The sequence below is a fragment of the Kitasatospora sp. SC0581 genome, from assembly GCF_048159585.1.
Classification (GTDB): Bacteria; Actinomycetota; Actinomycetes; order Streptomycetales; family Streptomycetaceae; genus Kitasatospora.
The window spans coordinates 833,888-846,913 of the sequence record NZ_JBLRWA010000001.1; the positions used below are offsets into that span (position 1 = coordinate 833,888).

Below are 13,026 nucleotides of genomic sequence, written 5' to 3' on the forward strand. Positions count from 1 at the left end.
CCTCAAGCGGGCGGTGGCCGATACCCGTAAGGCCCACCGGCGGCTCAAGGAGCTCGAGGACGAGCGCCACGAGCCGATCGCGATCATCGGCATGGCCTGCCGCTTCCCCGGCGGCGTGCGCAGCCCCGAGGGGCTGTGGCGGCTCCTGGTCGACGAGGCCGACGCGATCTCCGAGTTCCCGACCGACCGCGGCTGGGACCTCGACTCGGTGTACGACCCCGACCCGGGCGCCGCCGGCACCAGCTACACCCGCCACGGCGGCTTCCTGGACGGCGCGGCCGGCTTCGACGCGGGCTTCTTCGGCATCAGCCCCAACGAGGCGCTGGCGATGGACCCGCAGCAGCGGCTGCTGCTGGAGACCTCCTGGGAGGCCGTGGAACGCGCGGGCATCGACCCGCAGTCGCTGGCCGGCGGCCGGACCGGCGTCTTCGTCGGCACCACCTCGCAGCTGTACGGCACCGGTTCGGACATCCCGGAGGGCGTGGACCTGTACCTGGGCACCGGCACCACCTCCAGCGTCACCTCCGGCCGGATCGCCTACCACTTCGGCCTGGAGGGCCCGGCGGTCTCGGTCGACACCGCCTGCTCCTCCTCGCTGGTCGCGCTGCACTGGGCCGCCCGCTCGCTGCGCCAGGGCGAGTGCACCACCGCGCTGGCCGGCGGCGTGACGGTGATGTCCAACCCCGGCATGTTCGTGCTGTTCAGCCAGCAGAAGGGGCTGGCCCCGGACGGCCGCTGCAAGGCCTTCGCGGGCGCCGCCGACGGCACCGCGTGGAGCGAGGGCGTCGGCATGCTGATGCTGGAGCGGCTCTCCGACGCGCGGCGCAACGGGCACCGGGTGCTCGGCGTGATCCGCGGCAGCGCCGTCAACCAGGACGGCGCCTCCAACGGCCTGACCGCCCCCAACGGCCCCTCCCAGCAGCGGGTGATCCGGCACGCGCTGGCCGACGCCCGGCTGGCGGCGGCCGAGGTCGACGTGGTGGAGGCGCACGGCACCGGCACCACCCTCGGCGACCCGATCGAGGCCCAGGCGCTGCTCGCCACCTACGGCCAGGAGCGCGAACTCCCGCTGCTGCTGGGCTCGGTGAAGTCCAACATCGGCCACACCCAGTGCGCCGCGGGCGTGGCCGGGGTGATCAAGACGGTGCTGGCCATGCAGCACGGCGTGCTGCCCCGCACCCTGCACGTGGACGAGCCGACCCCGCACGTGGACTGGACGGCCGGGTCGGTCGACCTGCTCACCGAGGCGCGCGCCTGGCCGGAGACCGGCCGCCCGCGCCGGGCCGGCGTCTCCTCCTTCGGCGTCAGCGGCACCAACGCCCACGTCGTACTGGAGCAGGCCCCGCCGGTCGAGGCTCCCTTGGTCGAGACCCCCTCGGCCGCGCCGACCGGCCCGGTCGCGCTGGCCTTCTCCGCCAAGAGCCCGGCCGCGCTCCGGGACCAGGGCGCGCGGCTGCGCGAGCTGCTCGCCGCCGACCCGGCGCTCGTCCCCGCCGACCTCGCCGCCTCGCTGGCCTCGTCCCGCTCCGACTTCGCCCACCGCGCGGCGGTGGTCGGCGCCACCACCGCCGAACTCCACGACTCCCTCGGGGACTTCGCCTCCGGCACGGCGGACGTCACCGGCCGGACGGTGTTCGTGTTCCCCGGGCAGGGCTCGCAGTGGGTCGGGATGGCCGTCGAACTCCTCGACAGTGAGCCGGTGTTCGCCGCCCGGATCACCGAATGCGCCGACGCCCTCGCCGAGTTCACCGACTGGAAGCTCCTCGACGTCCTGCGCGGCGCCGAGGGCGCCCCCGGCTACGACCGGGTGGACGTCGTCCAGCCCGCCCTCTGGGCCGTCATGGTCTCCCTCGCCGCACTCTGGCAGGCGTACGGACTCGAGCCCGACGCCGTCATCGGCCACTCCCAGGGCGAGATCGCCGCCGCCACCGTCGCCGGCGCCCTCTCCCTCCAGGACGGCGCCCGCACCGTCGCCCTCCGCTCCCAGGCCATCACCGCCATCGCCGGAAACGGCGGCATGGTCTCCATCGCCCAGCCCGCCGGGGACATCGACCTCACCCCCTGGCACGACCGCATCTCGATCGCCGCCGTCAACGGCCCCAGCTCCACCGTCGTCGCCGGAGACGCCGACGCCCTCGACGAACTCGTCGAACGCCTCACCACCGACGGCATCCGCGCCCGCCGCATCCCCGTCGACTACGCCTCCCACTCCGCCCACGTCGAGCGGATCCAGGACGAACTGCTCACCGCCCTGGCCGACCTGCGCCCCCGGCCCCCGAAGGTCCCGTTCTGGTCCACCCTGGACAGCCGCTGGACCGACACCGCCGCCTTCGACGCCGCGTACTGGTACCGCAACCTGCGCCACCCGGTGCAGCTGGAGGCCGCCGTCCGCGCCCTGCTCGCCGAGGGCTTCACCACCTTCATCGAGATCAGCCCCCACCCCGTCCTCACCCCCGGACTCCAGGAGACCCTGGACGAGGCGACCGCCCCCACCGTCGCCTGCGGCACGCTCCGCCGCGACCAGGGCGGGCTCGCCCGCTTCCTGGCCTCCGCCGCCGAACTCTGGGTGCGCGGCGTGGCGGTGGACCTCTCCGGCCGCTCGGCCGGCGCCCGCCCGGTCGACCTGCCCACCTACCCCTTCCAGCACGAGCGCTACTGGCTGGAGCCCTCCTCCGGCACCGGGGACGTCACCGCGGCCGGTCTCGGCGCCACCGACCACCCGCTGCTCGGCGCGGCCCTGCCGCTGGCCGAGGGCAACGGGGTGGTGCTCACCGGCCTGCTGTCGCCGCGCAGTCACCCGTGGCTGGCCGACCACGCCGTCTCCGGCACCGTCCTGCTGCCCGGTACGGCCTTCGTGGAGCTGGCCGTCCGCGCCGGTGACGAGGTCGGCTGCGGCCTGGTCGAGGACCTGGCCATCGAGGTCCCGCTGATCCTCCCCGAGCGCGGCGCCGTCGTCCTGCAGGCCGTGGTCGGCGCGGCCGACGAGTCCGGCCTGCGGCCGGTGGCCGTCTACGGCCGCCCCCAGGACGCCCCGCACGGCGAGCCGTGGACCCGGCACGCCGGCGGTCTGCTCGCCGCCGACGACGCCCAGGCCCCCGCGGAGAGCGGGCCCTGGCCGCCGGCCGGCGCCGCCCCCGTCGACCTCGACGGCTTCTACGACCGCCTGGAGCAGGCCGGTTACGGCTACGGCCCGGTGTTCCGGGGCCTGACCCGGGCCTGGCGGCTCGGCGAGCAGGTGCACACCGAGGTCCGGCTGCCGCGGCAGGCGCACGCCGACGCGGACCGCTTCGGCCTGCACCCCGCGCTGATGGACGCCGCCCTGCACGGCATGGGGCTGGCCCGCCGGGAGGGCGCGGCCGAGGGCAACGGCCTGCCGTTCGCCTGGAGCGGCGTCCGCCTGCACGGCACCGGCGCCACGGCGCTGCGGGTGACGGTCTCCCCCACCGGGCCGGACTCGGTGTCGCTGGCCCTGTTCGACGAGACCGGAGCCCCGGTCGCCTCGGTGGCCTCGCTGGCCGTCCGGACGATCTCCGCCGGTCAGCTGCGGGCCGCCCGGCGCGGGCAGCGGGACGCGCTCTTCCGGGTCGAGTGGGCCCGGGTCGCGCCGGGCGACGGCGGGCGGGCCGAGCGCTGGGCGGTGCTCGGCGACGACCGGGCCGTCCCCGGGCTCCGGCTGGACGGCCTGGCCGGACTCGAGCGCCTGGACTCCCTCGCCGGGGCCGCCTGCGGACCGGAGGTCCTGCTCCTGCCCGCGCCGCCGGCCGACGGCGGTTCCCCGGCGGACGCCCACCGGGTGACCGGTGAAGTCCTCGGCCTGCTCCAGGAGTTCCTCGCCGACGAGCGGTTCGCCGGGACGCGGCTGGCCGTGCTGACCGGGGGCGCGGTCGCCGCCGCCCCCGGCGACCCGGTGCCCGGCCTGGTCCACGCCCCGCTCTGGGGCCTGCTCCGCTCCGCGCAGGCGGAGCACCCCGACCGGTTCGTCCTGGTCGACCTCGACGGCACCGCCGACGCGGCCGCCGTCCTGCCCGCCGCGCTGGCCTGCGGCGAGCCGCAACTGGCCGTCCGGGAGGGCGAGTTGTTCGCCCCCCGGCTGGTCCGGGCCACCCCGACCGCCGACCTCCGTCCACTCGACCCGGCCGGGACGGTGCTGGTCACCGGCGGCACCGGCACCCTCGGCACCCTGCTCGCCCGCCACCTCGTCACCGACCACGGCGCCCGCCACCTGCTGCTCACCAGCCGCAGCGGCCCCGACGCCCCCGGCGCCGCCGACCTCACCACCGAACTCACCGAACTCGGCGCCACCGTCACCGTCACCGCCTGCGACACCGCCGACCGCGACCGACTCGCCGCACTGCTCGCCGACATCCCCACCGACCACCCCCTCACCGCCGTCGTCCACACCGCCGGCGTCCTCGACGACGCCGTGGTCGAGACCCTGACGCCCGAGGCCCTCGCCCGGGTGCTGCGGCCCAAGCTCGACGCCGCCGCGCACCTGGACGAGCTGACCGCGGAGCTGGACCTGGCCGCCTTCGTCCTGTTCTCCTCCGCCGCCGCCACCTTCAGCAGCCCCGGCCAGGGCAACTACGCCGCCGCCAACGCCTACCTGGACTCGCTCGCGGCCCGCCGCCGGGCGGCCGGGCGGCCCGCGCAGTCGCTGGCCTGGGGCCTGTGGGCGCAGCCCAGCGGCATGACCGGCCACCTGGGCGAGGCCGAGCTGGAGCGGATGAGCCGGGGCGGCACGGTGCCGCTGTCCGAGCGGGACGGGCTCGCCCTGTTCGACGAGGCGCTGGCCGTTCCCGCCCCGCTGGTGGTGCCGGCCGCGCTCGACCTCGCGGTGCTGCGCGGGCGGACCCCGGTGCCGCACCTGCTGCGCGCGCTGGTCCGGCCGGCCGCGCGGCGCGCCGCCCGGTCCCGTACCGGGGAGGACGGCGGCCGGCTGGCCGAACGGCTGGCCGCGCTCTCCGGGGCCGACCGCCGCCGTGCCGCGCTCGACCTGGTCCGGGCGCAGATCGCCGGGGTGCTCGGGCACTCCTCGGCCGAGCAGGTCGATCCCGAACTCCCGTTCAGCAAGCTCGGGTTCGACTCGGTGACGGCCGTGGAGCTGCGCAACCGGCTCTACCAGGCCTCCGGTCTGCGGCTGCCCGCGACGGCGGTCTTCGACTACCCGACGGCCGGCGCGCTGGCCGAGCGGATGCGGGCGCTGCTGCTGCCCGAGGCGGAGGCCGACGGCGGCACCGACGGCGGCACCGCCGAGGAGCAGGCCGCCGAGGAGGCCAGGGCGGCCGAGATCGACGGCATGGACATCACGGACCTGGTCGAACTGGCGCTGGGCACCTCGGTGGACCCCGCAGGCGTCTGAGGAAGAGGACAGCATGACTACCCCGCCGGAGCGGATCGTCGAGGCGCTGCGCGCCTCGATCAAGGACAACGAGCGGCTCAGGAAGCAGAACGAGCGGCTGTCGGCGATCGCCGACGAGCCGATCGCCATCACCGGCATGGCCTGCCGGCTGCCCGGCGGGGTGCGCACGCCCGAGGACTTCTGGCGGCTGCTCACCGAGGGCGGCGACGGCATCGGGCCGTTCCCCGCCGACCGCGGCTGGGACCTCGGCGAGCAGAGCGCCACCGCCCAGGGCGGGTTCCTCTACGACGCCGCCGAGTTCGACCCCGGCTTCTTCGGCATCGGCCCGCGCGAGGCCCTCGCCATGGACCCGCAGCAGCGACTGCTGCTGGAGACCTCCTGGGAGGCCGTCGAGCGGTCCGGCATCGACCCGCTCACCCTGCGCGGCAGCCGGACCGGCGTGTTCGCCGGCGTGATGTACCACGACTACGCCGCCCGGCTGGACGAGGTGCCCGACGAGGTCGCCGCCTACCTGGGCAACGGCAGCGCGGGCAGCGTCGCCACCGGCCGGGTCTCGTACGCGCTGGGCCTGGAGGGCCCGGCCGTCACCGTGGACACCGCCTGCTCCTCCTCGCTGGTGACGATCCACCTGGCGGTCCAGGAGCTGCGCCGCCGGGGCTGCGACCTGGCCCTGGCGGGCGGCGTCGCGGTGATGTCCACGCCCGGACTGTTCGTGGAGTTCACCCGGCAGAAGGGCCTGGCGGCGGACGGCCGGTGCAAGGCCTTCGCGGACGCGGCGGACGGCACCGGGTTCTCCGAGGGCGTCGGCATGCTGCTGCTGGAGCGGCTCTCCGACGCCCGCCGCAACGGGCACCCGGTGCTCGCGGTGCTGCGCGGCAGCGCCGTCAACCAGGACGGCGCCTCCAACGGCCTGACCGCGCCCAACGGCCCGGCGCAGGAGCGGGTGATCCGCCAGGCCCTGCTCTCCGCCGGCCTCACCGCCGCCGACGTGGACGCCGTCGAGGCGCACGGCACCGGCACCACCCTGGGCGACCCGATCGAGGCCCAGGCACTACTCTCCGCCTACGGCCAGGAGCGTGAACTCCCGCTGCTGCTGGGGTCGGTGAAGTCCAACATCGGCCACACCCAGAGCGCGGCCGGGGTGGCCGGGGTGATCAAGACGGTGCTGGCGCTGCGGCACGGCGTCCTGCCCCGGACCCTGCACGTGGACCGGCCGTCCTCGCACGTGGACTGGTCGGCGGGCGCGGTGGAGCTGCTCACCGAGCAGCGGGAGTGGCCGGAGACCGGCCGCCCGCGCCGGGCCGGCGTCTCCTCCTTCGGGATCAGCGGCACCAACGCCCACGTCATCGTCGAGCAGGCCCCGGAGGAGCAGCCCACCGAGCAGCCCGCCGTGGGGCAGGCCCCGGCGGCCGGCACCGGCGCCCCGTGGCTGCTGGCCGGCCGCACCGAGGCCGCCGTACGGGCCCAGGCCGGGCGCCTCGCCGAGCACCTGGACACCAACCCCGCGCTCGCGGCCGTCGACGTCGCCCACTCGCTGGCCACCGGCCGCTCCGCCTTCCCCCACCGCGCGGTGGTGGTCGGCGCCGACCGGGCCGCGCTCGCCGCCTACGCCGCCGGGCAGGACCCGGCCGCCGTGGTAGCCGGCACGGCGGACGTGACCGGCCGGACGGTGTTCGTGTTCCCCGGGCAGGGCTCCCAGTGGGTCGGGATGGCCGTCGAACTCCTGGACACCGAGCCGGTGTTCGCCGCCCGGATCACCGAATGTGCCGACGCCCTGGCCGAGTTCACCGTCTGGAACCTCATCGACGTCCTCCGTGGCGCCGACGGCGCACCCGGCTACGACCGGGTCGACGTCGTCCAGCCCGCCCTCTGGGCCGTCATGGTCTCCCTCGCCGCCCTCTGGCAGGCGTACGGAATCCACCCCGACGCCGTCATCGGCCACTCCCAGGGCGAGATCGCCGCCGCCACCGTCGCCGGCGCCCTCACCCTCCAGGACGGCGCCCGCACCGTCGCCCTCCGCTCCCAGGCCATCACCGCCATCGCCGGAAACGGCGGCATGGTCTCCGTCGCCCAACCCGCCCAGGACATCGACCTCACCCCCTGGCAGGACCGCATCTCCGTCGCCGCCGTCAACGGCCCCAGCTCCACCGTCGTCGCCGGAGACGCCGACGCCCTCGACGAACTCGTCGAACGCCTCACCACCGACGGCATCCGCGCCCGCCGCATCCCCGTCGACTACGCCTCCCACTCCGCCCACGTCGAGCGGATCCAGGACGACCTGCTCACCCTGCTCGCCCCCGTCACCCCGCGCGGCGCCGACATCCCCTTCCACTCCACCGTCGACAACCGGTGGCTGGACACCACGACGATGGACGCCGCCTACTGGTACCGCAACCTGCGCCGGACCGTCCGGCTGGAGGAGGCCGTCCGCACCCTGCTCGCCGAGGGCTTCACCACCTTCGTCGAGATCAGCCCCCACCCCGTCCTCACCCCCGGACTCCAGGAGACCCTGGACGAGACGGCCGCCCCCACCGTCACCTGCGGCACGCTCCGCCGCGACCACAGCGGCCCGACCGCCTTCCTGGCCTCCGCCGCCCGGCTGCACGTCCGGGGCGTCCCGGTCGACTTCTCCCCCGCCCTCGCCGGGGCCCGCCGGGTCGACCTGCCCACCTACCCCTTCCAGCGCGGCCGCTACTGGCTGGAGGGGCCCCGCGAGGACGCCTCGGCCGGCGCCCTGTTCCGGACGGTCTGGCGGCCCGTCGGGGGCGCCCGCACCGGCCGCCCGGACGGCCCGATCGCCGTCCTCGACGCCGGGCCCGGCTCCACCGACGGGCTGGTCCCGTACGCCGACCTGGCCGCCCTCGCCGCCGCCGAGGCCGTCCCCGCCACCGTCCTCTACCACCTGCCCGCCGCGGCGGGACCGGACGCCGGGCTGCCGACGGCCGTCCGCGCCGCCGTCAACGGGACCCTCGACCTGCTCCGCGCCTGGCTCGCCGAACCCCGGCTGGCCGCCTCCCGCCTCGTCCTGGCCACCCGCCGCGCCGCCGGCCCCGGCCTGGACGACCTCGCCCTGGCCCCGGTGTGGGGGCTGGTCCGCTCCGCCCAGGCGGAGTACCCGGGCCAGTTCGCCCTGCTCGACCTGGACGACTCCGCCGCCTCCGCCGCGGCGATCCCCGCCGCCCTGGCCACCGACGAGCCCCAGCTGGTGATCCGCGACGGCGTTCCGCACGCGGCCCGCCTGCTGCCCGTCCCCCACGAGCCGGCCCGCCCGATCGACCCGGCCGGGACGGTGCTGGTCACCGGCGGCACCGGCACCCTCGGCACCCTGCTCGCCCGCCACCTCGTCACCGACCACGGCGCCCGCCACCTGCTGCTCACCAGCCGCAGCGGCCCCGACGCCCCCGGCGCCGCCGACCTCACCACCGAACTCACCGAACTCGGCGCCACCGTCACCGTCACCGCCTGCGACACCGCCGACCGCCACCAACTCTCAGCCCTGCTCGCCGACATCCCCACCGACCACCCCCTCACCGCCGTCATCCACACCGCCGGCGTCCTCGACGACGGCATCCTGGACTCGCTCACCCCCGACCGGGTGGACACCGTGCTCCGCCCGAAGGTCGACGCCGCCGTCCACCTGCACGACCTGACGGCCGGCCACGACCTCGCCGCCTTCGTGCTGTTCTCCTCCGCCGCCGCCACCCTCGGCAGCGCCGGCCAGACCAGCTACGGCGCGGCCAACGCCTTCCTCGACGCGCTCGCCGAGCGCCGCTGCTCCCGGGGCCTGCCCGCGCAGTCGCTCGCCTGGGGCCTGTGGGCGCAGCCCAGCGGCATGACCGGCGGGCTGGCCGAGGCGGAGCTGTCCCGAATGGTCCGCGGCGGGGTGGCCCCGCTCTCCTCCGCCGAGGGCCTGGCCCTGTTCGACGCCGCGCTGGCGGCCGGGGACGCCACCCTGGTGACCGCCCGCCTGGACCTGCCCGCCATCCGCCGCCGGGCCGCTCCCGGGCCGCTGCCCGCACTGCTGCGCGATCTGGCGGCCGGTGCGCCGGCCCGGCGCCAGGAGCCGGCCGGGGAGTTCCCCGAGGACACCGCGGGCCCGTCCGCCGCCGAGCGGCTGGCCGGGCGGCTGGCGGACGCCGGGGAGGTGGACCGGGAGCGGATCCTGCTCGACCTGGTGCGCGGCGCGGTGGCCGGGGTGCTCGGCCACGCGGGGCCCGAACAGGTCGACCCGGGGCGGCGGTTCCTCGAGCTCGGCTTCGACTCGCTGACGGCGCTGGCGCTGCGCAACCAGCTGGGCGCGGCCACCGGGCTCCGGCTGGCCACCAGCCTGATCTACGACCAGCCCTCCCCGGCCCTGCTCGCCGCCCACCTGCGCGAGCGCCTCGCGGAGCGGGCCGACGCCGACGGCCGGGCCGCCGCGGCGGACGCCGCCACGGGTGCCACCACGGACAGCGCCGAGCCGGACGGCCCGCTGGCGACGCTCTACTGGCAGGCCTGCGAGCAGGGTTCCTCGATGGCCGCGCTCGACCTGCTCAAGGCCGCGGCCGGCTGCCGGCCCTCGTTCCGGACCGCCGAGGAGGCCCCGGCCGCCGAGCCGGTCCGGCTGGCGCAGAGCCCGGACGGCCCGGTGCTGGTCTGCCTGCCGTCCTTCGGCCCGGTATCCGGCCCGCACGAGTACGCCCGGTTCGCCGCCGCCTGCCGCGGCCGCCGCGAGGTCCTGGTGCTGCCCCAGCCGGGCTTCCTGGCCGGCGAGCTGCCGCCCGCCGACCTGGACGCGCTGGCCGGCCTGCACGCCGGGTCGGTGCTCCGGCACACCGGCGGCCGGCCGTTCGTCCTGGTCGGCCGCTCGGCCGGCGGCTGGATCGCGCACGCGGTCGCCGCCCGGCTGGAGCGGCTCGGGACGGGCCCGGCCGGGCTGGCCCTGGTCGACAGCTACGACCCGGACTACGACCAACTGCCGCTGCTGGAGCCGTCGATGTCCGCCGCGATGAAGGACCGGGAGTCGGCCTTCGCGCTCGCCGACGACACCCGGCTGGCCGCGATGGGCGCGTACCACCGGCTCTTCGCCGGCTGGCGCCCGGAGCGGATCGCCGTACCGACCCTGCTGGTGCGGGCGGCCGACCCGTGGACCGAGGAGATCCGGGAGTCGGCCGGCTGGCAGGCCGTCTGGTCGCTCCCGCACACCGCCCTGGACACCCCCGGCGACCACTTCTCGGTCCTGGAGGACCACTCCGACACCACCGCGCGCACCGTGCTGGCGTGGCTGGCCGACGCCGTCGAGCCCGCCCTCAGACCTCTCTGACGGCCGGCCGCTGATCCACCGTTCGAACCTCCTCAGGAGACAGCTCATGAAGATCGTCATCATCGGTGCAGGGCTCGGCGGCGTCGCCTCCGCCCTGGCGCTCACCCGCTCCGGCCACCAGGTCGAGCTCTACGAGCAGGCGGACGAGCTCCGCAAGGGCGGCTACGGGGTGATCCTGTGGCCGAACGCCACGGGCATCCTGACCCAGCTGGGCATCGACCACACCGACCTCGGCCACCGCCTCGACCGGGTGGACATCACCTCGGAGACCGGCCAGCCGCTGGTCAAGGTCGACCTCGACCGGATCGCGCGCGACTTCGGCTCGCCGAACAAGGTGATCCGCCGCAGCGAGCTGGTCGAGGTGCTGGCCGCCGCGCTGCCGCCGGGCGTGCTGCGGTTCGGCGCCCGCGCCACCGCCATCGACGAGCCCGCGCCGGGGACGGACGGGCCGGTCGCGATCACCTTCGAGGACGGCCGGCGGATCGAGGCCGACGTGCTGATCGGCGCGGACGGCCACCGCTCCTTCGTCCGCAAGCACCTCTTCGGCTTCTCGCCGGCCGAGCACACCGGCTGGGCGACCTGGCACGGCACCACCCCGCTGCCGGTGGAGCTGACCAACAGCAACCGGGTGCAGACCATGGCCGGCGAGCACGGCCTGTGCGTGATGCACCCGCTCGGCGAGTCCATGCTCTACTGGGCCTTCGAGACGCCGTGGGCGGACGGCGACGCGGTCCCGCCCGGCGCGCCCGGCTCCCCCGACGGCACCGGCCCGCTCGGCGCCGACGGCCGGCCGCAGTCCGCGGTGGCCAACCTGCGGGCCCGGTTCGCCGGCTTCTCCTCCCCGCTGCCCGAGCTGCTGGAGTCGATCAGCGACGAGGACGTCCAGGTCTTCCCGCACATCCTGCACCAGGTCCCCAAGGTGTGGGGGCGCGGCCCGGTGACGCTGCTCGGCGACTCGGTGCACGCCGTCCCGCCGCGCACCGGCATGGGCGCCAACCAGGCACTGGAGGACGCCTGGGTGATCGGGCGGGCGCTCTCCGGCCAGGGCTCCCCCGCCGAACTGCTGCGCCGCTACGAGAAGATCCGCCGCCGCCGGGTCAAGATGCTCTACCACTACGCCGCGGCGACCGGGAAGCAGGGCCAGTCGGTGCCCGGCCTCTTCAAGCGCTCCAAGGACGGCATCTCCTTCACCGGGTTCCAGCGCTTCCAGATCAAGGCCTTCAGCAACTACCTCAACGCCAAGCCGCGCTGACGATCCGTCAACTCAAACGCCACCCGTTCCCAGAGAGAGTGACACCCGCCATGAAGATCATCCGTCAGCACGCCTACGGCGGCCCCGAGGTGCTGGAGCTGGAGGACCTCGAACTGCCCGAGCCCGGCCCGGGCCAGGTGCTGCTGCGCACCCACGCCGCGGCCGTCACCTTCTTCGACATCCTCAACCGGCGCGGCGACCTCGCCAAGCGCGACTACTACCGGGCCGACGCCGCGCTCCCGCTGGAGCCCGGCTACCAGGGCTCCGGCTACGTCGAGGCGCTCGGCCCGGACGTGACCGGCGTGCGGGTCGGCGACCGGGTCGCCTGGGCCCTGGCGGCCGGCTCGTACGCGAGCCATGTCATCGCCCCCGCCGCGCAGTTGATCCCGGTGCCGGAGGACATCGACCTCGGCGAGGCGGCCGGCCTGCCGGTGCAGGGCCTGCTCGCGTACAAGCTGACCCACGAGGCGTACCCGCTGGCCGAGGGCGACTGGGCCCTGGTGCAGTCGGCGGCCGGCGGCGTGGGCACGCTGATCACCCAGTTCGCCCGGATGCGCGGCGCGCGGGTCATCGGCGTGGTCTCCGCCGAGGAGAAGGCCGTCGTCGCCAAGGAGGCCGGCGCCGAGGCGGTGATCGTCTCCGGCGGCACCGAGGACGTGGCCGCCGAGGTCAAGCGGATCACCGGCGGCGAGGGCGTCCGGGTGGTCTACGACGCGGTCGGCAAGGACACCTTCGAGGCGAACCTCGACAGCCTGGCCCCGCGCGGCTACCTGATCAACTTCGGCCAGGCGAGCGGCTTCGTCCCGCCGCTGGACCTGATGACGCTGAACGACAAGGGCTCGCTGTTCGTCACCCGCTTCTGCCTGCCGCACTTCTTCGACGAGTCCTGGCCGCCGCTGAACTTCCTGGAGCGCTGCTTCCAGTGGATGCGCGAGGGGAAGCTGACCGTCCGGATCGACTCCCGCTTCCCGCTCGGCCAGGCCGCCGAGGCGCACGCCGCCGTCGAGGAGCGCCGCACCAGCGGCCGCGTCCTGCTCATCCCCTAACACCCCCCTACACCCCCTGAATTCCCCTCAGAACACGCTTCTCGCACCATATTCGGATCTGCCTCGC

General features: G+C 75.9%; 4 protein-coding genes. All 4 read left to right on the forward strand.

Annotated features, from left to right (window positions below):
* The first annotated feature begins 13 nt into the window (after nt 1-13).
* The 4 genes from ACLWS4_RS03040 to ACLWS4_RS03055 are packed head-to-tail and all read left to right on the forward strand — an operon-like array spanning nt 14 to nt 12,959.
* Nucleotides 14-5,359, forward strand: coding sequence for a type I polyketide synthase (locus tag ACLWS4_RS03040; RefSeq protein WP_416873304.1), 5,346 nt, complete (start codon nt 14-16; stop codon nt 5,357-5,359).
* A gap of 13 nt (nt 5,360-5,372) precedes the next feature.
* Entirely contained in the window at nt 5,373-10,661 is a 5,289-nt protein-coding gene (locus tag ACLWS4_RS03045) for an SDR family NAD(P)-dependent oxidoreductase (protein WP_416873276.1), read from the forward strand.
* A gap of 46 nt (nt 10,662-10,707) precedes the next feature.
* Nucleotides 10,708-11,913 (forward strand): FAD-dependent oxidoreductase, encoded by a 1,206-nt coding sequence (locus ACLWS4_RS03050; protein ID WP_117490421.1) that lies wholly within the window; start codon nt 10,708-10,710, stop codon nt 11,911-11,913.
* A 50-nt stretch (nt 11,914-11,963) separates the two neighbouring features.
* A complete protein-coding gene (locus ACLWS4_RS03055; RefSeq protein WP_049652986.1) occupies nt 11,964-12,959 on the forward strand; it encodes a quinone oxidoreductase family protein in 996 nt (331 codons plus the stop codon).
* Nucleotides 12,960-13,026: the final 67 nt, after the last annotated feature.

Excerpts from the sequence above, each read along its gene's own strand:
- ACLWS4_RS03045 (WP_416873276.1), top strand. The coding sequence starts at position 5,373 with ATGACTACCCCGCCGGAGCGGATCGTCGAGGCGCTGCGCGCCTCGATC.
- ACLWS4_RS03050 (WP_117490421.1), top strand. The coding sequence starts at position 10,708 with ATGAAGATCGTCATCATCGGTGCAGGGCTCGGCGGCGTCGCCTCCGCC.
- ACLWS4_RS03055 (WP_049652986.1), top strand. The coding sequence starts at position 11,964 with ATGAAGATCATCCGTCAGCACGCCTACGGCGGCCCCGAGGTGCTGGAG.